26 protein-coding genes, 1 tRNA gene and 2 pseudogenes are annotated in these 26,108 nt (G+C 69.1%); 14 read left to right on the top strand and 15 right to left on the bottom strand.

Annotation, left to right across the window (positions count from 1 at the left end; all coding sequences use genetic code 11):
- Nucleotides 1-161 precede the first annotated feature (161 nt).
- The gene (locus B6R96_RS17240; protein WP_081522882.1) at nt 162-743 is read right to left on the bottom strand and encodes a DUF5994 family protein; all 582 of its coding nucleotides are present in this window, start codon (nt 741-743) and stop codon (nt 162-164) included.
- Nucleotides 744-1,033: 290 nt separating this feature from the next.
- On the opposite strand from B6R96_RS17240, the gene B6R96_RS17235 reads away from it, so the two are divergent.
- Nucleotides 1,034-1,558, top strand: a complete 525-nt coding sequence (locus B6R96_RS17235) for a DUF5994 family protein (RefSeq protein WP_081522881.1) — start codon at nt 1,034-1,036, stop codon at nt 1,556-1,558.
- Between the two features lie 113 nt (nt 1,559-1,671).
- On the opposite strand, the gene B6R96_RS17230 is transcribed toward B6R96_RS17235, so the two are convergent.
- The 3 genes and pseudogenes from B6R96_RS17230 to sigJ all read right to left on the bottom strand — a co-directional run bounded on the left by B6R96_RS17230 (nt 1,672) and on the right by sigJ (nt 4,272).
- Nucleotides 1,672-1,878 carry a hypothetical protein gene (locus B6R96_RS17230; RefSeq protein WP_051778815.1) on the bottom strand — a complete coding sequence of 69 codons (207 nt, stop codon included), beginning with the start codon at nt 1,876-1,878 and terminating at the stop codon, nt 1,672-1,674.
- 130 nt (nt 1,879-2,008) lie between these two features.
- A complete protein-coding gene (locus tag B6R96_RS17225) occupies nt 2,009-3,214 on the bottom strand; it encodes an NAD(P)/FAD-dependent oxidoreductase (RefSeq protein WP_081522880.1) in 1,206 nt (401 codons plus the stop codon).
- A gap of 112 nt (nt 3,215-3,326) precedes the next feature.
- Nucleotides 3,327-4,272, bottom strand: a pseudogene (sigJ, locus tag B6R96_RS17220) (RNA polymerase sigma factor SigJ).
- 83 nt (nt 4,273-4,355) lie between these two features.
- On the opposite strand from sigJ, the gene B6R96_RS38795 reads away from it, so the two are divergent.
- Both B6R96_RS38795 and B6R96_RS17210 read left to right on the top strand, forming a co-directional pair.
- Nucleotides 4,356-4,625: an SDR family oxidoreductase gene (locus tag B6R96_RS38795; protein ID WP_335755571.1), complete on the top strand. Its 270-nt coding sequence runs from the start codon at nt 4,356-4,358 to the stop codon at nt 4,623-4,625.
- A gap of 29 nt (nt 4,626-4,654) precedes the next feature.
- Nucleotides 4,655-5,092 (top strand): NUDIX hydrolase, encoded by a 438-nt coding sequence (locus tag B6R96_RS17210; RefSeq protein WP_081522879.1) that lies wholly within the window; start codon nt 4,655-4,657, stop codon nt 5,090-5,092.
- A 426-nt stretch (nt 5,093-5,518) separates the two neighbouring features.
- On the opposite strand, the gene B6R96_RS17200 is transcribed toward B6R96_RS17210, so the two are convergent.
- The 5 genes from B6R96_RS17200 to B6R96_RS17180 form a co-directional block, all read right to left on the bottom strand.
- The gene (locus B6R96_RS17200) at nt 5,519-6,178 is read right to left on the bottom strand and encodes an SMI1/KNR4 family protein (protein ID WP_159396336.1); all 660 of its coding nucleotides are present in this window, start codon (nt 6,176-6,178) and stop codon (nt 5,519-5,521) included.
- Nucleotides 6,179-6,697: 519 nt separating this feature from the next.
- Nucleotides 6,698-7,135: a DUF488 domain-containing protein gene (locus B6R96_RS17195; protein WP_081522876.1), complete on the bottom strand. Its 438-nt coding sequence runs from the start codon at nt 7,133-7,135 to the stop codon at nt 6,698-6,700.
- Complete coding sequence (locus B6R96_RS17190) at nt 7,132-7,746, bottom strand: DUF488 domain-containing protein (protein ID WP_081522875.1); 615 nt, start codon at nt 7,744-7,746, stop codon at nt 7,132-7,134. Before B6R96_RS17190 ends, B6R96_RS17195 begins: the two co-directional genes overlap by 4 nt.
- On the bottom strand, nt 7,743-8,441 hold the full coding sequence (locus B6R96_RS17185) for a dual OB domain-containing protein (RefSeq protein ID WP_081522874.1): 699 nt from the start codon (nt 8,439-8,441) through the stop codon (nt 7,743-7,745). Before B6R96_RS17185 ends, B6R96_RS17190 begins: the two co-directional genes overlap by 4 nt.
- Before the next feature lie 144 nt (nt 8,442-8,585).
- On the bottom strand, nt 8,586-8,807 hold the full coding sequence (locus B6R96_RS17180; protein ID WP_081522873.1) for a hypothetical protein: 222 nt from the start codon (nt 8,805-8,807) through the stop codon (nt 8,586-8,588).
- Between the two features lie 238 nt (nt 8,808-9,045).
- Here B6R96_RS17180 and B6R96_RS38790 point away from each other — a divergent pair.
- Nucleotides 9,046-9,117 (top strand): annotated as a pseudogene (locus B6R96_RS38790) (restriction endonuclease fold toxin-2 domain-containing protein); the annotation flags it as partial.
- 341 nt (nt 9,118-9,458) lie between these two features.
- Here B6R96_RS38790 and B6R96_RS17170 read toward each other — a convergent pair.
- Nucleotides 9,459-9,529, bottom strand: a tRNA-Gly gene (locus B6R96_RS17170).
- Nucleotides 9,530-9,986: 457 nt separating this feature from the next.
- Between B6R96_RS17170 and dcd the strand changes: the two genes are divergently transcribed.
- The gene (gene dcd, locus B6R96_RS17160; protein ID WP_030726605.1) at nt 9,987-10,574 is read left to right on the top strand and encodes a dCTP deaminase; all 588 of its coding nucleotides are present in this window, start codon (nt 9,987-9,989) and stop codon (nt 10,572-10,574) included.
- Complete coding sequence (locus B6R96_RS17155; RefSeq protein ID WP_030383735.1) at nt 10,571-11,068, top strand: phosphoribosyltransferase; 498 nt, start codon at nt 10,571-10,573, stop codon at nt 11,066-11,068. The genes dcd and B6R96_RS17155 overlap by 4 nt, the downstream gene beginning before the upstream one ends.
- Nucleotides 11,069-11,154: 86 nt before the next feature.
- Here B6R96_RS17155 and B6R96_RS17150 read toward each other — a convergent pair whose 3' ends face one another.
- Complete coding sequence (locus B6R96_RS17150) at nt 11,155-12,072, bottom strand: Yip1 family protein (RefSeq protein ID WP_081522872.1); 918 nt, start codon at nt 12,070-12,072, stop codon at nt 11,155-11,157.
- Between the two features lie 255 nt (nt 12,073-12,327).
- Between B6R96_RS17150 and B6R96_RS17145 the strand changes: the two genes are divergently transcribed.
- Nucleotides 12,328-13,119 carry a hypothetical protein gene (locus B6R96_RS17145; protein ID WP_081522871.1) on the top strand — a complete coding sequence of 264 codons (792 nt, stop codon included), beginning with the start codon at nt 12,328-12,330 and terminating at the stop codon, nt 13,117-13,119.
- A gap of 64 nt (nt 13,120-13,183) precedes the next feature.
- On the opposite strand, the gene B6R96_RS17140 is transcribed toward B6R96_RS17145, so the two are convergent.
- Together B6R96_RS17140 and B6R96_RS17135 are read right to left on the bottom strand one after the other, a co-directional pair.
- Entirely contained in the window at nt 13,184-15,742 is a 2,559-nt protein-coding gene (locus tag B6R96_RS17140; RefSeq protein ID WP_237291444.1) for a (Fe-S)-binding protein, read from the bottom strand.
- Between the two features lie 110 nt (nt 15,743-15,852).
- The gene (locus B6R96_RS17135) at nt 15,853-16,389 is read right to left on the bottom strand and encodes a sugar transferase (RefSeq protein ID WP_081525134.1); all 537 of its coding nucleotides are present in this window, start codon (nt 16,387-16,389) and stop codon (nt 15,853-15,855) included.
- 223 nt (nt 16,390-16,612) lie between these two features.
- Between B6R96_RS17135 and dnaK the strand changes: the two genes are divergently transcribed.
- From dnaK to B6R96_RS17115, 4 genes are read left to right on the top strand one after another with little or no spacing between them, the layout of a single operon-like run.
- Complete coding sequence (gene dnaK, locus B6R96_RS17130; protein ID WP_030383730.1) at nt 16,613-18,460, top strand: molecular chaperone DnaK; 1,848 nt, start codon at nt 16,613-16,615, stop codon at nt 18,458-18,460.
- Nucleotides 18,460-19,113 (top strand): nucleotide exchange factor GrpE, encoded by a 654-nt coding sequence (gene grpE / locus B6R96_RS17125; protein ID WP_030383729.1) that lies wholly within the window; start codon nt 18,460-18,462, stop codon nt 19,111-19,113. Before dnaK ends, grpE begins: the two co-directional genes overlap by 1 nt.
- Before the next feature lie 39 nt (nt 19,114-19,152).
- Nucleotides 19,153-20,334: a molecular chaperone DnaJ gene (dnaJ, locus tag B6R96_RS17120; protein WP_030383728.1), complete on the top strand. Its 1,182-nt coding sequence runs from the start codon at nt 19,153-19,155 to the stop codon at nt 20,332-20,334.
- Nucleotides 20,335-20,336: 2 nt separating this feature from the next.
- Entirely contained in the window at nt 20,337-20,807 is a 471-nt protein-coding gene (locus B6R96_RS17115) for a heat shock protein transcriptional repressor HspR (RefSeq protein ID WP_030383727.1), read from the top strand.
- A 70-nt stretch (nt 20,808-20,877) separates the two neighbouring features.
- On the opposite strand, the gene B6R96_RS17110 is transcribed toward B6R96_RS17115, so the two are convergent.
- Complete coding sequence (locus B6R96_RS17110; RefSeq protein ID WP_063782604.1) at nt 20,878-21,954, bottom strand: hypothetical protein; 1,077 nt, start codon at nt 21,952-21,954, stop codon at nt 20,878-20,880.
- 84 nt (nt 21,955-22,038) lie between these two features.
- Here B6R96_RS17110 and B6R96_RS17105 point away from each other — a divergent pair, with 84 nt between their 5' ends.
- Nucleotides 22,039-22,320, top strand: a complete 282-nt coding sequence (locus B6R96_RS17105; protein ID WP_030383725.1) for a hypothetical protein — start codon at nt 22,039-22,041, stop codon at nt 22,318-22,320.
- Nucleotides 22,321-22,349: 29 nt separating this feature from the next.
- A complete protein-coding gene (locus B6R96_RS17100) occupies nt 22,350-22,631 on the top strand; it encodes a (2Fe-2S)-binding protein (protein WP_051762453.1) in 282 nt (93 codons plus the stop codon).
- 173 nt (nt 22,632-22,804) lie between these two features.
- Here the strand turns inward: B6R96_RS17100 and B6R96_RS17095 are convergent, their stop codons facing one another.
- Nucleotides 22,805-23,218: a pyridoxamine 5'-phosphate oxidase family protein gene (locus B6R96_RS17095; RefSeq protein WP_030383723.1), complete on the bottom strand. Its 414-nt coding sequence runs from the start codon at nt 23,216-23,218 to the stop codon at nt 22,805-22,807.
- A gap of 123 nt (nt 23,219-23,341) precedes the next feature.
- On the opposite strand from B6R96_RS17095, the gene clpB reads away from it, so the two are divergent.
- Nucleotides 23,342-25,942, top strand: a complete 2,601-nt coding sequence (gene clpB / locus B6R96_RS17090; protein ID WP_081522869.1) for an ATP-dependent chaperone ClpB — start codon at nt 23,342-23,344, stop codon at nt 25,940-25,942.
- Nucleotides 25,943-26,108 lie beyond the last annotated feature (166 nt).

Below are 26,108 nucleotides of genomic sequence, written 5' to 3'. Positions count from 1 at the left end.
GAGCGGTGTGGTCCGGCAGGCCGGGAGGCCTCGGCAGGGGTTCGCTGAACCGGTAGGCCTCGACCGGGCGTCGTGCTGGGCGTTCAGCAGGCGGATCCAGCGCACGCCGACGCCGATCATGAGGATGATCACCGCGAGGAGGACGACGGTCTCCACGGAGCTCATCTCCCGCCGTTTCCGGGCAGCGGCAGCGGCAGTGGGGTTCGGCCCATCGGGCTCCCGAAGGGGGACATGCAGGCCCCGCCCTCGTCCTCCCAGGTGGCCTCCCGGCGGCGGGTGTCCCGGACGCCGCGCCCGATGACGGACTCGTTGGCCATCAGGACGCCTGCGGTGAGGGTGCTGCCCGGGATCGCGGCGGCGGCCATCAGCCGGGCAGCGGCCGCGGGCTCGGTCTCGGGCGGGATCACCAGGAGGTCCCAGCGGCCGACGGTGTAGGAGAGCAGGATCAGCTTGTCGGGGTCCTGTTCGGTGAACCAGCCCACGTGCAGCACGCGCCCGGCCACGGCAACCGTGTGCGGGACCACCGGCCAGCGTCCGGGGTTCACGCTGACTCGGGTGATGCGCCCCCAGGTCTCGTCCAGAACGGCGGCCAGGGCGGGGAGCTCGGCTTCGAGATCACGCGAGTAGGGCCACCAGGCGCCGTCCAGCTGGCCGGCGAGCGCGGTCTTCGGGGTGAGGGACAAACGGGCCGGGGACGCTGCGGCGAGGTCGCGGGGCGCGGTCCGGTCGAGGATGGTGGTCATGATGCGGACCTGCCCCCGGGCTGCCCGTCAGCAGCCCGGTTTTTAGGCGATCGCCGGGAATGACACCCGCTTGAAAGCCGGTGTGCGAAGTACTCCCGGTGCTTTGACTGTACGCCTGTCCGGGCGGCCTTGACCGGTGTGACCAGGTAATTTCCGGCGGGGCGGTCGAACAAGCGGCAGGAGTACCGTGAACGTACGGCGGGCTGGTGCGCGTCGCGGCCGGGCAAGGGCGTAGGTACTGCCGCCGACCTGCGGCGGCGTATGCCCGCACCTGCAGACGGGCGACCCGCATGGCTGACTCCGACCTTCCCCGCCGATACCCGCTGCTCCTGCCGGACGAGATCCACCGGGCGGTCGAACCGGGTACGGCCTTGCTGCGACTGGAGACCACGCACTCCCGGGAGGGCATCCTGGACGGGGCGTGGTGGCCGCGCTCACGCGACATCGAGACCGAGCTGCCCGCGCTGATCAGTGTGCTGACGGAGCATCTCGGGCCGATCACCCGGGTGGGCGTGGACGCGTCCGCCTGGAACGGCCTCCCGACCCGCCTGGTGATCGACGACCAGGTCGTGCACCTCGACCCCGACCCGGTCGGCGACGACACCGTCCTCATCACGCGTGGCCACAACGACCATTTCGCCCTGCTGGTGGTTCCCCCGGACACCACCGCCGACGCCGCGCGCGAGGCGATGGCCCGCGCCGTCCGCGCCGACAACATCACGCAGGCCGCTCAGATCCTCATCGCCACCACACCCGAACCCGAACCCGAAGCCGAACGCGAACCCGAGGCCGGCGCCGCCGACGCGGCAGGCTGACCCACAACCTCAGCGAGCGAGCGACCGAGCGGCCGAGCGGTCCGAGCAGCCCGAGCGGGTGGGCCGGTTCGGACCGGTGGGACCCGTCGGACCGGTCGGGCCGGTCGGGCCGCTCAGAGCCCCTCGTCGTGCAGGTCCTCCTCGCGCAGCAGGTCGTCCTCGCGGCCGCGCGAGGTCTCCTTCCCCGCGGCCTTCTGTCCCTTTTCCTTCTCGCGGGACGACCTGCCCGGCTGGGGCTGCGCGGGGTCTCCGGGGCGGTGGTGTTCCTGCGCCTCGCGCCCCTTGCCGGGCTCCTTGTGCTTGCCCTGCCTACCGTCCATGACAGCGACTCCTCCTGCTGCGGGCGTACGGATTCCTCGCCGATCACGCTGACACGCACCGCGAGGGTCTGCATCATGTCGACCGCGGGGCGAGGCACACGGATGAGTCCGTCGCCCCCGGTGGCGGTCGTCAGGCCGTTGCCTGCGTCCGGGCCCGGCTGCCGGTTTCCTGCGTCTCCTGCCGTACGACGCGCCGCCGCCGGGACGGCATGCCCATGGTCGGGTTGGCGACGCCCCAGGCCGCGCCCTTGCAGATCAGCTCCTTGTAGCGGGCGGCCAGGCGGCCCGTCAGCGCGCGGTCGACCGCCCGGTCGTCGGCGGTGACGAACTGGATCAGGCCCTCCTTGCGGCCGAGGGAGATGCACTGCTGCGCGTAGCGGATCGAGGCGTGCGGGACCTTGGTGCCGGTGAGACGGGCGGCAAGGGCGTCGGCGGCCTGCCAGGTCATGGGGACGCCCGAGGCGCAGGACATGCGCAGCGGCTTGTCGCCCGGGCCGATCGCCATCGCCGCGTCGCCCACCGCGTACACGTCCGGGTGGGAGACCGAGCGCATCGTGGAGTCGACCACGATCCGGCCGTGGTCGGCGAGCTCCAGCGTGGTGGCCCCGGCGATCGGGTGGACGGCGAAGCCGGTGGTCCAGACCGTGACCGCGGCCGGGATGGTCCGGCCGTCGGCGGTCGTCACGCGGTCCGCCTCCACGCCGTTGACCGCGGTGTGCTCGTGGACGGTGATGCCGAGCCCGTCCACCACCTTCCGCAGGTGGGCGCGGCCCTTCTCCGAGAGCCAGTCACCGAGGGCGCCGTGGGCGGCCAGGGCGACGTCGAGGTCCGGGCGGGCCTCGGCGATCTCGGTCGCGGCCTCCAGGCCGGTCAGGCCGCCGCCGACCACGACCACGGGCCGGCCGGCGTCCAGGGCGGCCAGGCGGTCGCGGAGGCGGAGGGCACCGGGGCGGCTGGAGATCTCGTCGGCGTGTTCGGCGGCGCCGGGGACACCCCCGTCGTTCCAGCCGCTGCCGAGTGCGTAGACCAGAGTGTCGTACTCCAGCTCCTCGGGGCCGTTCGCGGCGGTTACCGCGACCGCCTTGCGGTCGACGTCCACGGCGGTGACCTTCGCGAGCTTCACTTCCACGCCGGTGCCCGCGAACATCTCGTCGAACGGGCGGGGCCTGAGGTCCTGGCCGGCCGCGATCTGGTGCAGCCGGACGCGCTCGACGAAGTCGGGCTCGGGGTTGACGAGGGTGATGGCGACGTCCTCGTGGTGCAGCCGCTTGGCGAGGCGGCCGGCGGCGAGGGCACCGGTGTAGCCGGCTCCGAGGACGACGATGCGGTGCTCCATGTCCGTGCTCCTGTCTGGGCGGGGCTGCCGTGGTCCGGCGTGGTTTCGCCTCTTGAACCGGACAGCCCTCCCATCCCTGACAGGATCCGAGTGTGACCTGCGCCACATCGCCTCAGAGGGTGTGGAGCGGGGCCTCCCCGTGGCCCGCGGCGGCCCACTGCTCGGTCGCGCGGACGAGCTTGTCGGGGTTGACCTGGCTGCGGATCGCGACGATGCCCTCCGCGGTGGCCTCCAGACAGATGATCCCGGCGACCCGGCCGTCCACGACCGCCAGGATGGCGGGCCCGCCGTTGGCGGTCGTGGCGTAGATCTCGGGCGTGCCGCCGACGTGGGCCCGCTTGGCCGCGCTGGGCTTGAACATGCCGCGCATGAACGTCGCGACCGCGAGCGCGCCCTCGAACGCCTTCGCCCGGGCCGGGACCTTCCCGCCGCCGTCGCCCACCGCGACCGCGTCCTGGGTGAGCAGGCGTACGAGGGGTTCGGTGCGGCCACTGGTCGCCGCGGCCAGGAACTCCTCGATAGATCCTCCGGGCGACGGCCTCGTCGATCTCGGTGCGCGCCTTGCCGTCCGCGACGTGCTTCTTGGCCCGGTGGTAGATCTGCTGGCTGGCGGCCTCGGTGATCTCCAGGATCTCGGCGATCTCCCGGTGCGGGTAGTCGAAGGCCTCGCGCAGCACGTACACCGCCCGCTCGCCCGGCGACAGGCGCTCCAGCAGCACGAGGACGGCGTACGACACCGACTCGCGCTGCTCGGCGGTGTCCGCCGGCCCGAGCATCGGGTCCCCGGCGAGCAGCGGCTCGGGCAGCCACCTCCCCACATACGTCTCGCGCCGGGCGCGGGCCGAAGTGAGCATGTTGAGGCACCAGTTGGTGAGGACCTTGGTCAGCCAGGCCTCGGGCACCTCGATCCGCCCGACGTCGGCCGCCTGCCAGCGCAGGAACGTTTCCTGCACGGCGTCCTCGGCCTCGCTCGCCGAGCCGAGCAGCCGGTAGGCAATGGCCTCCAGCCGCGGCCTGGCCATCTCGAACCGGTCCACGTCACTCATGATCAGCGCCATGCCCGCGATCCTAGGCCGTCCGGGCGCCCCGGGAGCGGGCGCGTCGGCCGGAACGGCACCCCCGCGGAGCGGCGGGCCGTCCCCTGGCAGGACACCGACGAGGCCGCCTGGAACGACTCCCTCGACGTGAACCTCACCGCCCACTACCGCACCTGCCACACGGTGACCCCCGGCATGATCGAACGCCGCTGGGGACACGTGCGCGTCCGGAGGACCAGATCAAGCGCCAGCGCGTCCTCCGCCGGGGACGGCCCGAGGACGTCGCGGCCCTGGTGGCGTTCCTCGTGGGTCCCTCCGCGTCGTTCATCACTGGGCAATCCGTCCACGTCGACGGCGGACCGCTGCTGCAATGAGACGCCAACAAGCAAGGAGACAGACCGAAATGAAGGAACGCGTCCGCGCCGTCCTCGTTACCGCCGACGACACGATGCTGGTCATCCGCCGCACGAAGCCCGACATCCCCGAGTACTGGGTCCTTCCCGGCGGAGGCGTCGAGGCCGGCGACGAGTCCCGGGAGGCCGCCCTCCACCGCGAGATCCACGAGGAGATCGCGGGCAAGGCCGACATCATCCGCCTCCTCCACACCGTGGAGTCCGACGAGGAGCTTCAGTTCTTCTACCTCGCCCGCATCGCGACCTGGTCCTTCGACGACCGCACCGGCCCCGAGTTCAGCGCCGAAGGCCGCGGCCAGTACGCGCTGGAGGAGGTCCCGCTGACCGTCGAGGGCCTCGACGGCATCGACCTCAAGCCAGAGGAGATCGCCCACGTCCTGCGGGGTGCCGTCAGCGCCGGAAGCCTCGGAGGCGAGGCCACGCGCTGAGCCTTCGACGCGTCAACACATCGCCAGGGCCGGCAAGGAGATGAGCCGGCCCTGGTGGCACGCCCATCGTTGCCGCCCTCGCCCGCGGTTTCCGAGGCCGAGCGGCGGCCGCTACTGAACCGCCGGAGCACCAGCCTTTGTTCCTGGACGCCCAGCAGGTCCGACTTCGAAGCATGGTCCGGGCGGGGCAGTCCTCGGAGCGAGCTCAGCTGATCCATCAGCTCTCCACCGAGGAGCACCAGCGCAGGCTCGCCGACGACATCGACGCCACCGTCCGCCTCCAGAGGGCGCCAACGGACCGCAGGCATAGCAGCCACGTCGCCGCGGGCGCGGCTCGTGCGCTCGTGTCCGCGCCACCGGCGCCGCCGTGCTGACCATGTCCTGGCTACGAGAGATTCGTTCGGGGCGGAGCGGAGCCTCACCGTGTCAGGTCCCGAGCCGTCGCTCGGCGAGCTCGAGCCAGCTCAGGTACCAGTGGTCGAAACCGTGTCCGGACGGCTTGATCCCCCCGTCCGCCGGCCGCAGGTCCTCCCAGACGGCACCGCGGTGTGGGCCGGTCATCACGAGCAGCCACGCATAACCGCACCCCTGCTCGCTGAGGAACACCGCACCCGCCTCCTGGTCGTCGTACATCTCCTCGTACTGTGCGTCCCAGGCCGCGTGCGCGCGGCGGAACTCGTCGTCGTCCGCGAAGGCGTCCGGTGCGGGCTCCTGCGCCTCGAGTGCGGTGAGCTCGCCCTGTAGCCCCTCTGCCGCGAAGGGCCGTCCGGCGAACTCGGCGGCGGTCTGTTGCGCGGGGTACTTGAGCCCGCTGCCGATCCACTGCCATCCGTCGTCGCCCGGAGCAGGTGTCATCAGGCCGTAGCCGGGACCGGCGCCCCCTCGTCCGACCTGGAGGAGGAAACCCCGGTACCCTGCGGGCAGTTCGGAGCCCAGGTCCGACTCCAGAGCCTGGAGCTGCTCTTCGCTCATGACCGAGCCGAGGCGGAAGCCGTGGCCCCGAGCTCCGAAGATCTCATCCGCCCCGGGCTGCTCAGCGATCCGGAGCACCCGCTCCCGCACTCCTGTCCACACGTCGTCACTCATGGACCCACGTGAGAGATCCTCACACCGCACCGGCACGGGAATTTCCTGAGCGGCAGGGCCGCCGTAACGAAGAGGGCCCAGGTCGCTGACCTGGGCCCTCGCATCTGAGCGGATGACGGGAAATCGGACCTGCGCCACAACTTTGGGAATCTACTGCGCGGAGCGCGTCATGACTGCACCTGACCTGCGAAAACAAGCACCTCGCAACAGGTCGCTGACGGGTCGCTATTTGTGCTCGTCCACTGCATCGTCGGCTCTGCCTTCCGAACCCGGCCCCGGCTCGGACTGGCCGCCGCGTCCGGCGCAATGGGTGGACTCGCAGTCCGGCGTCATCAACTGGCCCCTCTGAGCGCACGATTGACCGGCGCCGTCGCGGCGCGCGGACCTTGGCGAACACGCGCGATCCAACACACGCGGCCGGTGGTGCCCGTGGCGCTGTAGTTGCCGACGACGATGTCGTCGTACCTCCAGGGGGCGGACCGGAGGAGGGCCGTCAGGTCTTGACCGCAGTGTCGTCGCTCACGCCAGGTGCTCGATTGTGACGTCATCCCATCGCTGTGCGAGATATTCCGCGACCAGTCGGCGATGGCAATTCCGTGCACTGTCCTCGCTGCACAGTAGGACTGCATTGTCGAGCGTTTCCCGCCGGATGGTGCCCTCAATCTGACGAGCCTTCATCAATTCGAGGAATTGTACTTCATAGGCCGCCCAGTCGATATCACGCTTTTTGTAGGCGTCGAGCATTTCCTTGGTCGGGGCCAGCTCGGTGAGGTGAGTGTACTGCGCCCCGCAGATCTCGCTCAGGAAGTATTTCAGATCGTCACGCTTAGCGAAACCGGACAGTTGTGAGACGTTGTTGAGTCGAGCATCGATCAGCGTCGTCACTCCGGCTTCACGTAATAGTCCGAAGAATTTTTCGGCGGACTTCTTCGTGAATCCAATGGTGTAAAGTTTCATCCTTTCGCTGTCCCGTCGGCGCGAAGCTCTTCATTTACGTATGCAATCCGTTGTTCCTGACGTTCGAGAGCCTCTTGGAGGCGCTCGGCCGAGGTCCGGAAAAGATCCTCCTGATCGAGCCTGTAGTTGGCCATCAGGCGCTGCATTGCCGAGGTGTGATCCTCGACGTGCCCATCGCCATGAATATGTCCGACAGTGATCCCGTCCTCTTCGAGGACTCGTGAGACGAGCACGCAGCGATGGCAGTCGAGTGGTTCTTGCTCGGTGCACATGACGGCGATTCGCTCGATCCGCGAACCGTTCCGCAGGCGTTTGATTCCGCAGATGAAATTCGATGTCCGGGCAAGACGGTCATATCGTACCCGCCCGTCAGAATAGCAGGTCGGATCTTCGGTGCGCGCACCCAATTCCTTTCCCAGGAACACGTACTTGATATCGGCGTCGGACAGGGCGCGCTCGATGGCGTACCGGTTGAACTGAGGTGTGAATCGACTGACGGGCATCGACCGCACATCGGCGACGGCCGTGATCCCATGTTTCTGCAGCAGGCTCAGGAATGCCGAGATGCTGTGCGTGGAGTGACCGACAGTGAACACGGTATGGGTTGTCATCGTCTGCCGCCTGCTTGAACCTTCACTCGTTCGATTATGGCTGCCACTAATTTGTACACGTGGCCCTCGTACGGTTCGCCGAGACTCACGGTAAGGAAGGATTCTCCCAGTTCGTAGAACCCTTCCGGCTTGGGTAAATACTCTAGCTCATATTCAGGGTCGGTAACTCGCAGTATGTGTGAATTTCCCGCGTAAGAAAAATGGGCACGCAGGGCCCGCTTCTGATCCCCGAACATTGCCCCAGGAGTGTGGACTTGTAACGTCAGGCCGGTGGTGCGTATGAGGTTGAGCGAGTCCGGCAGGGTGACTGCTTCTTCAATCGGAATGCGGTCATTATTTCCGTGGTAGGTGCTGGATCCGTTGATCCATAACGCGCTGGGACGCTGTTCCAGTCCCACTAACCCTCTCCAGTCGGCCCTGTCGATCTTATCCCAGAAAAAGGTTGGGTTAAGGAGCCAATTCTCGCTCTGGAAGTCGTGCGGCTGAGGCCGAATGAGCGCCACGGAGACAATATCGAGGACGTTCGGGTCCGTTCCGTCTGCGTACTGCCTTTCGTAAGTGGATACTTCGCGGTTCGGGCGGGCGCTGACCGGGCGTACCCATTCCCCTGAGCCGTCGGCAAGCATGCCGGCCACGCATCGTCCCGAAAGCTTGCGGGAATTTGCCAGACACACGATCGTCTTTATCAGTGTCATGTGTACCCCCCAAAGAATCTGATGCCTGGACTCCCCGTATAGGGGGGCGGAGCCCACCCATGCGAAGCGGCGACGAGCACAACGATTTTTAATTTCGAAGATCACCCGAAAGTCTACGGCTGGGGTACGTCATTCGTCTGCCGTTCAGGCAAGCGCGATGTTCAAGCCAGGTCCGGGTGCGGGACGCAACGTCACCAGAGCAGCCCGATTGTGGCGATGGTGGCCGCTGAGCTGGTCGTTCTCGACGGTGAGGACGTTCACAGCCCGAGCGAACATCCCGATCTCGGCCTGCTGCGGCTGGTTCTCCTCGACCTTGTCGGCCAGCTCGGTACGGGTGTCGGCCCGCTCCCGCGGCCGGTCGGCCATCGGATCGGGAACCAGGGCTGGAGGCAGCGTCCTTGCGTAGCAGCTCAGGCCCAACGGGCCGCGGGTCCAGCCGATAGCGCCACCGGCGCCACCCAATCCGCGGTTCCCTCCCCTCACGCCACCGCAGCAGCAGAACTTCCAGACCTGGCTGAACTCGCTGCGTGCGGGTGACGTTTCGGGCGGCAGGCCCGCAGAGGTTGCCTATCAGCTCCGCGTAGCCGGCTATCCCGAGTACGAAGTGCCCATCGCACCCGGCACAGGCAAGGGCACCACGCTGATGGTGGACGGCTTCCGGGACAGCGACGGGATGGCCGTCGAGGCCAAGTACGTCAACAACCCGGGCAAGAAGTGCTGCCGGTCGCGTTCAACACCGCGTGGGGGCTCGAATAGGAGCTGCCCGACGCCCCCGTCCCCGAAGTGGCGCGGCCCCGGCTCGTCGAGGCCTTCCTCGCCCACCTCGAAGCCACCGGCCTGGAGTGAAGCGCCGGCGCGGGCGGGACCTCCAGGGGGCACGGCGCCTGCCGCGCGGACGGTGTCCAGGCCGCTGAGCAGGCCCGGCAGGGGTCAAGTCGTGCGCAAGTGGTGCGGGGCTCCTGAATTGGTCTGGACAACGACGAAGGCCCAGGTCGTTGACCTGGGCCTTCGTTCAAGAGCGGATGACGGGAATCGAACCCGCGCTATAAGCTTGGGAAGCTCATGTTCTACCATTAAACTACATCCGCACAGCGGGCCAGTTGCCTGGATCCCTGGCTTTGCACACTCTACCTCATGATCGACCCCGGGTGAATTTGCCGCGGGGTCGTCGTCGTGTGTGGCATGCACCGAGGCGTGTGTGTGCGGGAGTTGGGGCGTACCGTGTGGGTGCGGAGCGGCGGCTGGAGCGGGTACCGATCATCCCCTAATGTGGCGATTCGTCGCAGTACGGCTCGTTGGGGAAAGGGACTCGATGGAGCACACCGTCGTCCGTTGTGCCGAAGGGCACGTTTTCAGTACCGCCTCCTTCCCGCTGCAGCACCTCGGTGCCGGCCGGATCGGGCCCGGGCGGCTGCTGCGGTGTCCGCGGTGTGCGCGGTTGCGGCATGCCGTGCCCGTCGGGGCAGCGGTCAAGCGGTAGCGGACGGGCGCGCGGGCGCCGCTCTCGATTGGGGGTGGCCCGCGCGCTCTGCGTATCCTCGGGACGTGCTTCTCTCTGACAAAGACATCCGGGCCGAGATCGACAGCGGACGGGTTCGCATCGACCCGTTCGAGGAATCGATGGTGCAGCCCTCCAGCATCGATGTACGTCTCGACCGGTTTTTCCGGGTGTTCGAGAATCACCGGTACGCCCACATCGATCCGGCGATCGAGCAGCCGGATCTGACCAGGATGGTCGAGCCGGAGGGGGACGAGGCGTTCATCCTCCACCCCGGTGAGTTCGTCCTCGCCTCGACGTACGAGGTCATCTCGCTGCCCGACGACATCGCCTCCAGGCTGGAGGGGAAGTCCAGTCTGGGCCGCCTCGGCCTGGTGACGCATTCGACCGCCGGGTTCATCGACCCCGGTTTCTCCGGTCACGTGACCTTGGAGCTCTCGAACCTCGCCACCCTGCCGATCAAGCTTTGGCCGGGCATGAAGATCGGGCAGCTGTGCATGTTCCGGCTGAGCTCGCCCGCCGAGTTCCCGTACGGCAGTGAGCGCTACGGATCCAGGTACCAGGGGCAGCGCGGGCCGACCGCCTCGCGCTCCTTCCAGAACTTCCACCGCACCCAGGTGAGGCACGAGGCATGAGCGACGTACGCGAGAACCTGACCTACGACGGCTTCGGGCGCGCCGTGCGCGAGCTGGCGCAGACGATCGCCGACGACGGCTATGAGCCCGACATCATCCTGAGCATCGCCCGCGGTGGCGTCTTCGTCGCCGGCGGGCTGGCGTACGCGCTGGACTGCAAGAACATCCACCTGGTGAATGTCGAGTTCTACACGGGCGTGGGCACCACGCTCGAAATGCCCGTGATGCTGGCGCCCGTCCCCGAGGCGATCGACTTCACGAACAAGAAGGTCCTCATCGCCGATGACGTGGCCGACACGGGCAAGACGCTGAAGCTCGTCCACGACTTCTGCCTCGGCCACGTGGCCGAGGTGCGGTCCGCCGTCGTCTACGAGAAGTCCCACTCGCTCGTGAAGTGCGAGTACGTGTGGAAGAAGACCGACGAGTGGATCAACTTCCCCTGGTCCGTCGAGCCGCCCGTCGTGAAGCGTGAGGGCCAGGTCCTCGACGCCTAGACATCGTGCAGAGATGACGGAAGGGCCCGCCGCGCACAGCTTGCGCGGCGGGCCCTTCGTCCGTGCGGGGCGGGGCGGGATCGGGGCTAGATCGTGCCCAGCTTGATGATCGACAGCAGCGCCACCAGCTGGATCGCGGACGCGCCCAGGGCCTTCGGCCACGGCAGGTCGTGCGTCTTGCTGATCAGCGAGGTGAAGAGGGCGCCGGCCGCGACCCAGGTGGCCCAGCCCAGGACCTGGACGACCATGTTGTCGCCGCCGAGGAACACGGCGAACAGCAGGCGCGGCGCGTCCGTGATGGACATGACGAGCATCGACAGGCCCACGGTGGGCTGCCAGGTGCCGTCGCCGCCCAGCTGGCGGGCCAGCGTGTGGGTGACGGCGCCGAGGATCAGTCCGCAGAGGACAAAGGCCACACCGGCCGACAGGACGATCGGGACGGCCTTCGCGAGGGTCGCGTTGATGGCGTCCTCGCGGGCGTCGTCGAGGCCGAAGACCGCGAGGAGCCCGTAGAGGAAGGTCACGATCAGCGCGGGGCCCCAGACGGCGTAGTCGCGCATCTGGAGGAAGGTCTGCCCCGGCCGCGTCACGATGCCGCGGAGCAGTTCCTTCCACGGCAGCCGCGGACCGGACGGCGCCGCCGAGGCCGAGCCCGCCTGGTAGGTCGCGCCCTGGCCGTACGGGTCCTCGCCGACGGCGAAGACCTGGGTGTGCCCCGGGTTGTCGTTCGTGTAGCCCCCGCCGCCGTGGCCCCCGTGGCCGTACGGGGGCTGCTGCGCGTGCGGCTGCTGCTGCCCGTACGGGTCGAAGTACTCCGGCTCGCCCTGTCCCCCGGCACCCGGCTGCGGCCACTGCTGCTGCGGTGGCGGCCCGCCGACGGGAGGGTAGGGCGGCTGGCCGTACGGCGGCGGCGTTTGCTGCTGACCGTACGACTGCTGCTGCTGCGGGGGTTGTTGCGGAGAGCGGTTGTTGTCCCGGCCGCGTCCGATCCTGAATCCAGCCACGTGATCGAACGTACCTGGTCCGGCGAGCGTCGGTGGCCCGTCGCCCGGAACAGCCACCCTTTGCGGCTGACCTGTGACATCCCTTAGGGGATCCCCGAGGGGTTGTCCCCACCCCCGGACGGCCGCGACCATGCGCCCGATTTACATGCTTGCGTCGCGTTCTGCGGCTTTCCGTTACGTTGTCGATGGAATACGCACATATCGGGTCCGTAGCTTCGTACTCGTCCCCGAACGAGTACGAGAAGAGCCCACACCATGCGCAACACTCGCCGAACCACTCGCCGAACCACTCTCCGCAGCGCCGCCGTCGCCGCCGGAGCAGCCACGCTCCTGGCCCTCCCGGTCGGGTCCGCCTTCGCGGACTCCCCGGCCGTACCGGAGCCGGAGGTGCTGCCGGGGATCGAGCAGCCGTCGGTGGACCCGTCCGTGCCGCCCACGACCGCGCCCACGACCCCGCCGCCGTTCGGGTCGAAGCCGGGGGTACGGACGTACGTCACCGCCGTGAAGCTGGCGGACGGGTCCGTCGCCAAGGTCTACCGGATCAGCAGCAACCACTACGAGGCGGACATCCTCGCCGGCTCCACGAAGCTGGACACGCTGGTCAGCAAGGGCGGAGCCGCGTCGTACGGGCAGAACAACGGCCTGCACGTCGTGCTCCAGCCGAACGGCACCGTCACCTCCTGGATGGACGGCTCGCCGAAGCCGAGGCCGCAGCCCGAGCCGCAGCAGCAGCCGAAGCGCTACGTGAAGCCCGAGATCAGGAAGGAGAGCTCGGTGCGGATCGCCCTGCCGGACTGGCGGGTCGCCAAGCTCGTGGACGGCACCCACGGCAAGCGCGCCGAGATCTCCCGGCCGGACGGCCGCCTGCTCGCCGTGATCGACCCGGAGCGTCCGAGCACGTACCAGGACGGCTGGACGTACAAGCTCGTCCGGGACGGAAAGCGCGTGAAGTTCGTCGTCATCGACGGCAAGGGCGGCGGGAACAGCTGGGTGTACGACTTCAACGGCCGGCTGATCGAGAAGTACACGGTCGTCCCGGCCCGCTGAGTACGCCGGAACGGCCGGTCCCCGCGTGGGGGACCGGCCGTTCCGGTGCTGTGCGTGCCTCGCCCTACTTGGTCTCGGACTTGGTTTCCGACTCCGGCTCGGACTCCGACTCGGATCCGGACTCCGACTCGGACCCGGCTTCAGCGTCGGCGTCCGCGTCCGCCTCGGGCTCGGCCGCTGCCTCGCCCTCCGCCTCGGCCACCGGCTCGGCCTCAGCCGCTGCCTTCGCCGCCGCCTCGGCTTCCGCCTTGGCCTTCGCCTCGGCCTCGGCCGCCGCCTTGGCCTTCGCCTCGGCTTCCGCCTTCGCCTTCGCTTCCGCCTCGGCCGCCGCCTTCGCCGCCGCGGCCTCCGCCTCGGCGGCCGCTTCCGCCTCGGCCTCCGCCGCCAGCGCAGCGAGCTCCGCCTCCGTCGGGCCCGGCGTCTTCACCGAGTCCAGCAGCAGCTGTGCCACATCGACCACCTGGACGTGTTCCTTCGCCTGGCCGTCGTTCTTCTTGCCGTTCACCGAGTCGGTGAGCATCACGAGGCAGAAGGGGCAGGCGGTGGAGACGATGTCCGGGTTCAGGGACAGGGCCTCGTCGACGCGCTCGTTGTTGATGCGCTTGCCGATCCGCTCCTCCATCCACATCCGCGCGCCACCGGCGCCACAGCAGAAGCCCCGCTCCTTGTGGCGGTGCATCTCCTGCTGACGCAGGCCCGGGACGGCGGACATGATCTCGCGCGGCGGCGTGTAGACCTTGTTGTGCCGGCCCAGGTAGCACGGGTCGTGGTAGGTGATCAGGCCGTCGACCGGCGTGACCGGCGTGAGGCGGCCCTCGTCGATCAGGTGCTGGAGCAGCTGCGTGTGGTGGATGACCTCGTACTCGCCGCCCAGCTGCGGGTACTCGTTCGCGATGGTGTTGAAGCAGTGCGGGCAGGTCGAGACGATCCGCTTCGCCGACTTCGGCTTGCGGGTCGAAGGATCTTCGTCGTCCTCGCCGAACGCCATGTTCAGCATGGCCACGTTCTCCTGGCCCAGCTGCTGGAACAGCGGCTCGTTGCCCAGGCGGCGCGGCGAGTCACCGGTGCACTTCTCGTCGCCGCCCATGATCGCGAACTTGACGCCCGCGATGTTCAGCAGCTCCGCGAATGCCTTCGTGGTCTTCTTGGCCCGGTCCTCCAGGGCGCCGGCGCAGCCGACCCAGTAGAGGTAGTCGAACTCGGAGAGGTCCTCCGCGTCCTTGCCGATGATCGGGACCTCGAAGTCCACCTCCTTGGTCCACTCGACGCGCTGCTTCTTCGCCAGGCCCCAGGGGTTGCCCTTCTTCTCCAGGTTCTTGAGCATCGTGCCCGCCTCCGACGGGAACGCGCTCTCGATCATCACCTGGTAGCGGCGCATGTCGACGATGTGGTCGATGTGCTCGATGTCGACCGGGCACTGCTCCACGCACGCACCGCAGGTGGTGCAGGACCACAGCACGTCCGGGTCGATGACGCCGTTCTCCTCGGCGGTGCCGATCAGCGGACGCTCGGCCTCCGCGAGAGCGGCGGCCGGGACACCGGCGAGCTGCTCCGCCGTGGCCTTCTCGTTGCCCTCCATGTCCTTGCCGCCACCGGCGAGCAGGTACGGGGCCTTGGCGTGCGCGTGGTCGCGCAGCGACATGATGAGGAGCTTCGGGGACAGCGGCTTGCCCGTGTTCCAGGCGGGGCACTGCGACTGGCAGCGCCCGCACTCGGTGCACGTGGAGAAGTCGAGGATGCCCTTCCAGGAGAACTGCTCGACCTGCGAGACGCCGAAGTTGTCGTCCTCGCCCGGGTCCTCGAAGTCGATCTCCTTGCCGCCCGAGGTCATCGGCTGGAGGGCGCCGAGCGCCGTGGCGCCGTCCGCGTTCCGCTTGAACCAGATGTTCGGGAAGCCGAGGAAGCGGTGCCAGGCGACACCCATGTTGGTGTTGAGCGAGACCACGATCATCCAGATCAGCGAGGTGCCGATCTTGATCATGGCGGTGAAGTAGATGGCGTTCTGCAGCGCGCTCGCCGAGAGCCCCTTGAAGGCCAGGACCAGCGGGTACGAGACGAAGTACGCGGGCTCGTAGCTGTCCACGTGGTGGATCGCGCCCTCGAGGCCGCGCAGGCACAGGATCGCGAGGCCGATGGTCAGGATGATGTACTCGACGAAGTACGCCTGCCAGGCCTTCGAGCCGGTGAAGCGCGACTTGCGGCCCGCCCGGGAGGGCAGGCTGAGCAGCCGGATCGCCATCAGGACCACGATGCCGAGGACCGTCATCAGGCCGATGAACTCGATGTAGAGCTCGAACGGCAGGAAGCCGCCGACGATCGGCAGCACCCAGTCGGCCTGGAAGAGCTGGCCGTAGGCCTGTGCCAGGGTCGGCGGCAGCGTCAGGAAGCCGATCGCGACGAACCAGTGCGCGAAGCCGACGATGCCCCAGCGGTTCATGCGGCTGTGGCCGAGGAACTCGCGGACGAGGGTGAGCGTTCGGGCCTTCGGGTCGTCCGTACGGCTGCCTGCCGGCACGGGCTGGCCGAGCTTCACGAAGCGGTAGATCTGCGCCACGGCTCGTGCGAGCAGCGCGACGCCGACCACGGTCAGGACCAGCGACACGATGATCGCGGCGAGTTGCATGGAAGGGCTCCTCGGGCGGCACTTACTAAGCGGTAACTTATGAAGTCAAGGCTTGAGGTTACCCATTCCCGACGCCGCAATGTAGCTGAGCGTGCGGTGATCTGTGTCGCTCAGGCGACCCTTTGCCGGTACGCCGCGCGCGGGGTCTGCGCCAGGATCGCGAGGTCCATCCCGAGCCAGTGGTTCTCCACATAATGCCGGTCGAGCAGAGCCATCTCCTCCCAGGGGAGGTCGGAGCGCGCGCTCACCTGCCACAATCCGGTCATTCCGGGGCGTACGACCAGCCGCTCGGGGTGGTCCGTACGGGTCTGCGGGCGCGGCCCGACCAGCGACATCTCGCCGCGGACCACGTTCAGCAGCTGCGGGAGGGCGTCGAGGGCGCAGCGGTCCAGGGCGGCGCCGAGCCGGCCCGTGTCGGCGGTGCGCAGCCGCCAGGTGCGGAAGGGTCGTCCGGCCAGGCCGACCGCGGCCTCCCGGGCGAAGGGGCGGCCGCCCTGGGTCGCGTACAGCAGCGCGGCGGCCGCGGTCAGGGCGGGTGCGAGCAGGATCAGCAGGATTGCCGCTCCGATGAGGTCGAACACCCTTTTCGCCGGCGGGAGCGTGGGGACGCGGACCCGCGGCAGGGCGGCGGTCGGAGTGAGCGGCATGCCAGCACGGTGCCGCATGCCCCCGGCGGTCTTGCGGTGGCGCGCGGCCACGGTGACCCGTTCGGCCCCGGCCCCGCCGTCGGGGCCGAACGGGTCACCGTGCCCAGGGTTGCGCGTAAGGGGCAGCTAAAGGTTGAGCCGACTCGACTCAGCTCTGTTGACGCATGCGCCGCGATGCGGCATGGTTGAGTCTGTTCCACTCAAGTCAGCTGGAGGAATTGAAATGGCACGTGCGGTCGGCATCGACCTGGGCACCACTAACTCCGTCGTCAGCGTTCTGGAAGGCGGCGAGCCCACCGTCATCACCAACGCCGAGGGCGCCAGGACCACGCCGTCCGTCGTCGCCTTCGCCAAGAACGGCGAGGTCCTCGTCGGCGAGGTGGCCAAGCGCCAGGCGGTCACGAACGTGGACCGGACCATCCGCTCCGTCAAGCGCCACATGGGCACTGACTGGAAGATCAACCTGGATGGCAAGGACTTCAACCCGCAGCAGATGAGCGCCTTCATCCTGCAGAAGCTGAAGCGCGACGCCGAGGCGTACCTGGGCGAGAAGGTCACGGACGCGGTCATCACCGTCCCGGCCTACTTCAACGACTCCGAGCGTCAGGCGACGAAGGAGGCCGGCGAGATCGCGGGCCTGAACGTCCTGCGCATTGTCAACGAGCCGACGGCCGCCGCCCTGGCCTACGGCCTCGACAAGGACGACCAGACCATTCTCGTCTTCGACCTCGGTGGCGGCACCTTCGACGTGTCGCTCCTGGAGATCGGCGACGGCGTCGTCGAGGTGAAGGCCACCAACGGTGACAACCACCTCGGTGGTGACGACTGGGACCAGCGCGTCGTCGACTACCTGGTGAAGCAGTTCGCCAACGGTCACGGCGTGGACCTCTCCAAGGACAAGATGGCGCTCCAGCGCCTGCGCGAGGCCGCCGAGAAGGCGAAGATCGAGCTGTCCTCCTCCACGGAGACCACGATCAACCTGCCCTACATCACGGCTTCCGCCGAGGGCCCGCTGCACCTGGACGAGAAGCTCACGCGCGCCCAGTTCCAGCAGCTGACCGCGGACCTGCTCGACCGCTGCAAGACCCCGTTCCACAACGTCATCAAGGACGCCGGCATCCAGCTGTCCGAGATCGACCACGTGGTCCTGGTCGGCGGCTCCACCCGTATGCCGGCCGTCGCCGAGCTCGTCAAGGAGCTCACCGGCGGCCAGGACGCCAACAAGGGCGTCAACCCGGACGAGGTCGTCGCCATCGGCGCCACCCTCCAGGCCGGTGTGCTCAAGGGTGAGGTCAAGGACGTCCTGCTCCTCGACGTGACCCCGCTGTCCCTCGGTATCGAGACCAAGGGCGGCATCATGACCAAGCTGATCGAGCGCAACACCACGATCCCGACGAAGCGCTCCGAGATCTTCACGACGGCCGAGGACAACCAGCCGTCCGTCCAGATCCAGGTCTACCAGGGCGAGCGCGAGATCGCGGCGTACAACAAGAAGCTCGGCATGTTCGAGCTGACGGGCCTGCCCCCGGCCCCGCGCGGTGTCCCGCAGATCGAGGTCTCCTTCGACATCGACGCGAACGGCATCATGCACGTCACGGCCAAGGACCTCGGCACGGGCAAGGAGCAGAAGATGACCGTCACCGGCGGCTCTTCGCTCGGCAAGGACGAGGTCGACCGCATGCGCCAGGAGGCGGAGCAGTACGCGGACGAGGACCTGCGCCGCAAGGAGGCGGCCGAGTCCCGCAACCAGGGCGAGCAGCTCGTCTACCAGACGGAGAAGTTCGTCAAGGACAACGAGGACAAGGTCCCGGCCGACGTCAAGACCGAGGTCGAGGCCGCCGTCTCCGAGCTGAAGGAATCGCTCAAGGGCGAGGACACGGCCGAGATCCGCACCGCGACGGAGAAGCTCGCCGCGGTCAGCCAGAAGCTCGGCCAGGCGATCTACGCCGACGCCCAGGCCGCCCAGGGTGCGGCCGGCGCCGCCGGTGACGCGGGCCAGGCCAAGGCCGACGACGATGTCGTCGACGCCGAGATCGTCGACGACGAGAAGCCGAAGGGCGGCGCTGCCTGATGTCGGAGGAGACCCCGGGTTTCGACGAGAAGCCCGAAGTCCCCGACGCCGGTCAGAACGACGCCGAGCCGAAGGCCGCCGACTCCGCCACGGAGGAGGCGGCGGCCCCGGCCGGGGACGCAAGCCAGGACGTAGCGCTGCTGGCGCAGCTGGACCAGGCCCGTACGGCGCTCTCCGAGCGCACCGCGGACCTCCAGCGGCTCCAGGCGGAGTACCAGAACTACCGCCGCCGGGTGGAGCGGGACCGGATCACCGTCAAGGAGATCGCGGTCGCGTCCCTCCTGACGGAACTGCTCCCGACCCTGGACGACGTCGGCCGGGCGCGGGAGCATGGCGAGCTGGTCGGCGGCTTCAAGTCGGTGGCCGAATCGCTGGAGACGGTCGCCGCCAAGATGGGCCTGCAGCAGTTCGGCAAGGAGGGCGAGCCCTTCGACCCGACGATCCACGAGGCCCTGATGCACTCGTACGCGCCGGACATCACCGAGGACACCTGCGTGGCGATCCTGCAGCCGGGGTACCGCATCGGCGAGCGTACGATCCGTCCCGCACGGGTCGCGGTGGCCGAGCCCCAGCCGGGCGCGGCCCCCAAGTCCGAGTCGGCGGAGGGCGAAGCACCGGACGGCTTGGACACGGATGCCCCCGACAAGGGCTGATGCACCACATGTAGGAGCACGAGAGGAGGGACACCGGGGATGAGCACGAAGGACTTCGTCGAGAAGGACTACTACAAGGTCCTCGGTGTCCCGAAGGACGCCACCGAGGCCGAGATCAAGAAGGCGTACCGGAAGCTCGCCCGTGAGTACCACCCGGACGCCAACAAGGGCGACGCCTCGGCCGAGGAGCGCTTCAAGGAGATCTCCGAGGCGAACGACATCCTCGGCGACGCCAAGAAGCGCAAGGAGTACGACGAGGCGCGCGCCCTGTTCGGCAACGGCGGCTTCCGCCCCGGGCCGGGCGGCGGCGGCTCGTTCAACTTCGACCTGGGTGACCTCTTCGGGGGCCAGCAGCAGGGCGCCGGCCAGGCCGGCGGCTTCGGCGGCGGCCTGGGCGACGTCTTCGGCGGCCTCTTCAACCGCGGCGCCGGCCCCGGTACGGGAACCCGTACCCAGCCGCGCCGCGGCCAGGACATCGAGTCGGAGGTCACCCTCTCCTTCACGGAGGCGGTGGACGGGGCCACGGTCCCGCTCCGGATGTCCTCCCAGGCTCCCTGCAAGGCCTGTTCGGGCACCGGTGACAAGAACGGCACCCCCAGGGTGTGCCCGACCTGCGTCGGCACCGGCCAGGTCTCGCGCGGCAGCGGCGGCGGCTTCTCGCTGACCGACCCCTGCGCGGACTGCAAGGGCCGCGGTCTGATCGCGGAGACCCCCTGCGACGTCTGCAAGGGCAGCGGGCGCGCCCGCAGCTCCCGCACCATGCAGGTCAGGATCCCGGCGGGCGTCTCCGACGGCCAGCGGATCCGGCTGCGCGGCAAGGGTGCGCCGGGCGAGCGCGGCGGTCCCGGCGGTGACCTCTACGTGGTCGTGCACGTCGATTCCCACCCGGTGTTCGGCCGCAAGGACGACAACCTGACGGTGACCGTCCCGGTGACCTTCGCCGAGGCGGCCCTGGGCGCCGACATCAAGGTCCCGACCCTGAACGGACCCTCGGTCACGCTGAAGCTGCCGCCGGGCACCCCCAACGGGCGCACCATGCGGGCCCGCGGCAAGGGCGCGGTCCGCAAGGACGGCACCCGCGGCGACCTGCTGGTCACGGTGGAGGTCGCGGTCCCGACCGAACTGTCCGACAAGGCCCGCGAGGCCCTGGAGATGTACCGCGAGGCGACGGAGTCGCAGGACCCGCGCACCGCGCTGTTCGAGTCCGCGAAGGGAGCATGACCATGGACGGCCGCCGACGACAGTCCTCCCGCCTGGGCGGGGGCTACCAGCTCACCGACGAGACCCCGGTCTACGTGATCTCGGTGGCCGCCCAGCTCTCGGGCCTGCATCCGCAGACCCTCCGTCAGTACGACCGCCTGGGCCTGGTCTCCCCGGACCGGACGGCCGGCCGCGGCCGGCGCTACTCGGCCCGTGACATCGAACTGCTCCGCACGGTGCAGGCGCTGTCGCAGGACGAGGGCATCAATCTGGCGGGCATCAAGCGGATCATCGAACTGGAGAACCAGGTCGCCGCGCTCCAGCAGCGCGTCGCCGAGCTCGCCGCGGCCGTGGACGGCGCGGCGGCCACGCTGCAGGCCCGCGAGGCCCAGGTGCACGCCTCGTACCGCCGGGACCTGGTTCCGTACCAGCCCCCGCAGCCGGGCAGTGCCCTGGTCGTCTGGCGGCCCAGCCCCAAGCGCCCGATGGACTGAGCAGGTCCCTCACCGAGGCCCGCATGCTTCAGGCCCCGTTCCCCTTCCCGGGGGCGGGGCCTGAGGGCTGTCAGAGCCCTTCCCGGTCCGCTTCGTGGTCCTCGTGGTCCGGATGCCCCTCGCAGTCCTGTTCGGGCCCGGAGGGGCGGCCCAGGATGCCGGAACGGGCGATGAGATAGCCGAGCTGGGCGCGGCTGCCGCTGCCGAGGGTGGTGGCGAGCTTGGCGATGTGCGCCCGGCAGGTGCGGACGTTCATACCGAGGCGGCGCGCGATGGCCTCGTCGACGTGACCCTCGATCAGGAGCTGCGCGATGGTCCGCTGCACGCCGGAGATCCCGCCGGGGGTGCTGCGGTACGTCACTTCCTCCTGGAGGGGCACGGCGCGGTGCCAGAGCTGCTCGAACACCTTGATGAGGTAGTCGACCAGGCCCGGGTGGCGCAGTTCCAGGGCGACCCGGCGGTCGTCGCTCACCGGGATGAAGGCGACCGTGCGGTCGAAGATGATGAGGCGCTCGATCAGCTCCTCCAGGGTGCGGATCTCCACCTTGCCCGTCGAGATCCGCTCCACGTAGGCGAGCGTGCCCTGGCTGTGCCGTGCGGTGTGCTGGTACAGGGTCCGTATGCTGACCCCGCGGTCGATCAGCGGCTGGTCGCGTTCCAGGGCCTGGGTGAGGGCCAGGGAGGGCCGCGCTCCGCCCGGCTGGACCGTCAGCACCTCGGTGTGGCATTCGGCCGTCGCGAGGTTCAGGGCGGCGTTGATCTGTTCGAAACCCTCCAGCACCGTGATGGCATGGGTGTTGGCCGGGCTCTGTGCGCTGATGGCAAGGAAAGGCTCGAAAGTGTCGGTGAGATCTACAGCGCTGCGTCGGCGGTCCTGGATCTCACGTTCAATCGGATGAAGCCGTTGAGCCAATGCGACGGACGGGGGAACCGGACGCAGTTGGTTCGCGTCATCCGGGTCGGGTTGCAGAAGAGCGAATTCAAGCAGGCAGGGGGCGTTCTTGATCTCGCCCCGGGCGATCCGGCCGGTGCTCAGCGCGGTCGCGTAGAGCCGCGTCCCCTCGGCGCACATGGACGTGACGGGGTGCGGATGTGTCGCTTTTGTCTCGATTCGCGTCAAATCTCCACCCCCCAGGGTCCTGAACATGCAAGAACATGATGCATCGTCCCTGTGGCATTGACGTGCCTGAATGAGCCATCGTCTGTCACGCGGGGGAGAGGATTCCATCAAGTGAGGACGAAGCCGACCATGTACAAGAGAATGCTTCGCTCGGTGCTTGCCATAGTTTTCTCCGCCGTTGCGGTTTTTGGGGCAGTCAGCGCCGTCGAAAGTGACGCGGGGAGCGCTAGGGACGGTCAGGGCACGAGCCTGACGAGCACGGAGTTCGACACCGGCTGGACCACGGCGCCCGTGGGTAAGTACGCGGACACCGGCTGGACCAGCGGCCGGCTGAGTGGCGGGGGTAAGGACGATACGGGCTGGACCGAGACCCCTGTGACGGTGTCCGCGTGACCCCCGACGACCGCGGCTTCCGCCGCGAGATGGCCTCCGCGTACCGCTCGGGCTGGCAGTTCATCGATCTCGCCACGGCCATCCCCCACCCTGGCGACTCGCTGATGGTCACCCTGTTCGGCCAACCGATCGTCGTCGTGCGCGAGGAGGACGAGGACGTACGTGCCTACCGGTGCCTGCGCCGCCCGCGGGGCGCGCCGCAGCCCGTCCGCTGCGAGGTGCGCTACGGAATGGTCTTCGTCAATCTCGATCAGCGCGACCACCAGCTCTTCGAACCCGATATCACCACCGCCACCCCCCGCAGTGCCTGAAGCGATTCCCCCGTCGTTCCAGATCGCTCAGGCGCTACCCCCACACAACGGCGCCATCGTGGACCTGACCACGATGGCGCCGTTGTGATGTCCGCGTCCAGTGCCTGAACCGGACAAGATGAAGAATCAACCGCCCCAGGGGTGTGTCCGGCCCGACCGGCACGGCACCCCTTCTACGCGCGCCCCATGGCCCGGTCCAGGGTGATCTCCATGACCACGCGGTCGGGATTGGGCGACGGCGTGCGCCCGTAGCGCTCCGCGTAGCGCGCCACCGCGTCGGCGACCGACGCCTCGTCCGTGCGGATCACCGCGCGGCCCTCCAGGGTGGCCCAGCGCCGCCCCTCCATCTGGCAGACCGCGACGCGTGCGCCCTGCGGCTGCGCCTCCTGCGCCACCAGGATGTTGCGCACCTTCTTGCTGTGCCGGTTGCTGATCACCCGGGCCAGGCCGGCCTCCGGGTCGTACGTCACGCCCACCGGCACCACGTGGGGCGTGCCGTCGGGGCGCGGGGTGGTCAGGGTGCAGACGTGCCGCTCCCGCCAGAAGGCGAGGTACTCGGGCGTCGGGTTGAGTACGTCATGGGACATGCGCCGAAGGGTACGGCGCAACGGTGTCCTCAGTTGCCTTGAGTGGAATAGACTCAACTTTGCATACGCTGACGCTGTCAGTGTTGTTGGAGGACGCACCCCTCGGGGAGAGGAGAAGACGCAGTGGACGCCGAGCTGACCAACAAGAGCCGTGACGCGCTGAACGCCGCCACCAGCAGGGCCGTCAAGGACGGCCATGCGGATCTGACCCCCGCGCACCTGCTGCTGGCCCTCCTCGCCGGCGAGGACAACGAGAACCTGACCGACCTGCTGGTCGCCACCGACGCCGACCTGGTCGCCGTGCGCAGCGGCGCCGAGCGGCTGCTCGCGGCCCTGCCCAGCGTCACCGGGTCCACGGTCGCGCCCCCGCAGCCCTCCCGCGACCTGCTCGCCGTACTCGCCGAGGCCGACGCGCAGGCCGGCCGGCTCGGCGACGACTACCTCTCCACCGAACACCTCCTCATCGCCATCGCCGCCAAGGGCGGCGCGGCCGGCGAGGTCCTTTCCACCCAGGGCGCGACGGCGAAGAAGCTGCTCGACGCCTTCGAGAACGCACGAGGAGGACGGCGGGTGACCACCCCCGATCCCGAGGGCCAGTACAAGGCCCTGGAGAAGTTCGGCACCGACTTCACCGCAGCGGCGCGTGAGGGCAAGCTCGACCCGGTCATCGGCCGCGACCAGGAGATCCGGCGCGTCGTGCAGGTGCTCTCGCGCCGTACGAAGAACAACCCGGTGCTCATCGGCGAGCCCGGCGTCGGCAAGACCGCCGTCGTCGAGGGCCTGGCCCAGCGCATCATCAAGGGCGACGTCCCCGAGTCCCTGAAGAACAAGCGCCTCGTCTCCCTGGACCTCGGCGCCATGGTCGCCGGCGCCAAGTACCGCGGCGAGTTCGAGGAGCGGCTGAAGACCGTACTGGCCGAGATCAAGTCGAGCGACGGCCAGATCATCACCTTCATCGACGAGCTGCACACGGTCGTCGGCGCGGGCGCCGGCGGCGACTCCGCCATGGACGCCGGCAACATGCTCAAGCCCATGCTGGCCCGCGGCGAGCTGCGGATGGTCGGCGCGACCACCCTCGACGAGTACCGCGAGCGGATCGAGAAGGACCCGGCGCTGGAGCGGCGCTTCCAGCAGGTGCTGGTCGCCGAGCCGTCCGTCGAGGACACGATCGCGATCCTGCGCGGGCTCAAGGGCCGCTACGAGGCCCACCACAAGGTCGTGATCAACGACAGTGCGCTGGTGGCCGCCGCGACCCTCTCCGACCGGTACATCACCTCCCGCTTCCTCCCCGACAAGGCCATCGACCTCGTCGACGAGGCCGCGTCCCGGCTGCGCATGGAGATCGACTCCTCCCCGCTGGAGATCGACGAGCTCCAGCGCTCCGTGGACCGGCTGCGGATGGAGGAGCTGGCCCTGAAGAACGAGTCCGACCCGGCCTCCATCGAGCGCCTGGAGAAGATCCGCAAGGACCTCGCGGACCGGGAGGAGGAGCTGCGCGGCCTGACCGCCCGCTGGGAGAAGGAGAAGCAGTCCCTCAACCGGGTCGGTGAACTCAAGGAACGCCTGGACGACCTGCGCGGCCAGGCCGAGCGCGCCCAGCGCGACGGCGACTTCGACACCGCCTCCAAGCTGCTCTACGGGGAGATCCCGACCCTGGAGCGCGAGCTGGCGGAGGCCACCGAGGAGGAGGAAGAGGCCTCCAAGACCGGCAGCTCCAAGTCCGCGATGGTCAAGGACGAGGTCGGCCCCGACGACATCGCCGACGTGGTGGGCGCCTGGACCGGCATCCCGGCCGGCCGGCTGCTGGAGGGCGAGACCCAGAAGCTGCTCCGCATGGAGGACGAGCTGGGCCGCCGGCTGATCGGCCAGGGCGAGGCCGTGCGGGCCGTCTCGGACGCCGTGCGCCGCACCCGCGCCGGCATCGCCGACCCGGACCGCCCGACCGGCTCCTTCCTCTTCCTCGGCCCCACCGGCGTGGGCAAGACGGAGCTGGCCAAGGCGCTCGCCGACTTCCTCTTCGACGACGAGCGGGCCATGGTCCGCATCGACATGTCGGAGTACGGCGAGAAGCACAGCGTGGCCCGTCTCGTCGGCGCCCCGCCCGGCTACGTCGGCTACGAGGAGGGCGGCCAGCTGACCGAGGCCGTCCGCCGCCGCCCCTACAGCGTGGTGCTGCTGGACGAGGTGGAGAAGGCCCACCCCGAGGTCTTCGACGTCCTGCTCCAGGTCCTGGACGACGGCCGGCTCACGGACGGGCAGGGCCGGACGGTGGATTTCCGCAACACCATCCTCATCCTGACCTCGAACCTGGGCAGCCAGTTCCTGGTGGACCCGCTCACCCCGGCGGAGCAGAAGAAGCAGCAGGTCCTGGACGTGGTGCGGGCCTCCTTCAAGCCGGAGTTCCTCAACCGCCTGGACGACCTGGTCGTCTTCTCCGCGCTGAACCGGGACGAGCTCGCCCACATCGCGGAGCTCCAGATCGGCCGCCTGGCCCGGCGCCTCGCCGACCGCCGGCTGACCCTGGACGTCACCCCCGAGGCCCTGGCCTGGCTGGCGGACAAGGGCAACGACCCGGCGTACGGCGCCCGGCCGCTGCGCCGCCTGATCCAGACGGCGATCGGCGACCGGCTGGCGAAGGAGATCCTCTCCGGCGAGGTCAGGGACGGCGACACGGTACGGGTCGACGTGGCGGGCGAGGACCTGCTGGTCGGCAAGGCACTCTGAGCTCCCCCGGCCGGCCCCCGGCCCGCTCCGGGCGGGCTCCGGGCGGGCTCCGGGCGGGCTCCGGGCGGGCCGGGGCCGGGCTCCGGGCGGGACGCGTTTCCGCCCGGAGCGGATAGGGCCTCCGGGGCTGGACACGGGGTGGGCGACATGGGGGAGGATGCAGGTA

It is taken from the genome of Streptomyces sp. Sge12 (assembly GCF_002080455.1).
Classification (GTDB): Bacteria; Actinomycetota; Actinomycetes; order Streptomycetales; family Streptomycetaceae; genus Streptomyces.
The sequence above is the reverse complement of the archived record's forward strand: the minus strand, read 5'-3'. Positions and strand labels throughout refer to the sequence as shown.

Coding starts and splice junctions, on each gene's coding strand:
- B6R96_RS17140 (WP_237291444.1), bottom strand. CDS start 15,742: ATGCAACTCGCCGCGATCATCGTGTCGCTGGTCCTGACCGTGGTCGGC.
- B6R96_RS17235 (WP_081522881.1), top strand. CDS start 1,034: ATGGCTGACTCCGACCTTCCCCGCCGATACCCGCTGCTCCTGCCGGAC.
- B6R96_RS17180 (WP_081522873.1), bottom strand. CDS start 8,807: ATGGCCGACCGGCCGCGGGAGCGGGCCGACACCCGTACCGAGCTGGCC.
- B6R96_RS17230 (WP_051778815.1), bottom strand. CDS start 1,878: ATGGACGGTAGGCAGGGCAAGCACAAGGAGCCCGGCAAGGGGCGCGAG.
- B6R96_RS17240 (WP_081522882.1), bottom strand. CDS start 743: ATGACCACCATCCTCGACCGGACCGCGCCCCGCGACCTCGCCGCAGCG.
- B6R96_RS17190 (WP_081522875.1), bottom strand. CDS start 7,746: ATGACAACCCATACCGTGTTCACTGTCGGTCACTCCACGCACAGCATC.
- B6R96_RS17200 (WP_159396336.1), bottom strand. CDS start 6,178: ATGAGTGACGACGTGTGGACAGGAGTGCGGGAGCGGGTGCTCCGGATC.
- B6R96_RS17095 (WP_030383723.1), bottom strand. CDS start 23,218: ATGTCCCATGACGTACTCAACCCGACGCCCGAGTACCTCGCCTTCTGG.
- grpE (WP_030383729.1), top strand. CDS start 18,460: ATGTCGGAGGAGACCCCGGGTTTCGACGAGAAGCCCGAAGTCCCCGAC.
- B6R96_RS17145 (WP_081522871.1), top strand. CDS start 12,328: ATGCGCAACACTCGCCGAACCACTCGCCGAACCACTCTCCGCAGCGCC.
- B6R96_RS17135 (WP_081525134.1), bottom strand. CDS start 16,389: ATGCCGCTCACTCCGACCGCCGCCCTGCCGCGGGTCCGCGTCCCCACG.
- B6R96_RS17210 (WP_081522879.1), top strand. CDS start 4,655: ATGAAGGAACGCGTCCGCGCCGTCCTCGTTACCGCCGACGACACGATG.
- dnaJ (WP_030383728.1), top strand. CDS start 19,153: ATGAGCACGAAGGACTTCGTCGAGAAGGACTACTACAAGGTCCTCGGT.
- B6R96_RS17115 (WP_030383727.1), top strand. CDS start 20,337: ATGGACGGCCGCCGACGACAGTCCTCCCGCCTGGGCGGGGGCTACCAG.
- B6R96_RS17110 (WP_063782604.1), bottom strand. CDS start 21,954: ATGTTCAGGACCCTGGGGGGTGGAGATTTGACGCGAATCGAGACAAAA.
- B6R96_RS17185 (WP_081522874.1), bottom strand. CDS start 8,441: ATGACACTGATAAAGACGATCGTGTGTCTGGCAAATTCCCGCAAGCTT.
- dnaK (WP_030383730.1), top strand. CDS start 16,613: ATGGCACGTGCGGTCGGCATCGACCTGGGCACCACTAACTCCGTCGTC.
- B6R96_RS17100 (WP_051762453.1), top strand. CDS start 22,350: ATGGCCTCCGCGTACCGCTCGGGCTGGCAGTTCATCGATCTCGCCACG.
- B6R96_RS17225 (WP_081522880.1), bottom strand. CDS start 3,214: ATGGAGCACCGCATCGTCGTCCTCGGAGCCGGCTACACCGGTGCCCTC.
- B6R96_RS17155 (WP_030383735.1), top strand. CDS start 10,571: ATGAGCGACGTACGCGAGAACCTGACCTACGACGGCTTCGGGCGCGCC.
- B6R96_RS17195 (WP_081522876.1), bottom strand. CDS start 7,135: ATGAAACTTTACACCATTGGATTCACGAAGAAGTCCGCCGAAAAATTC.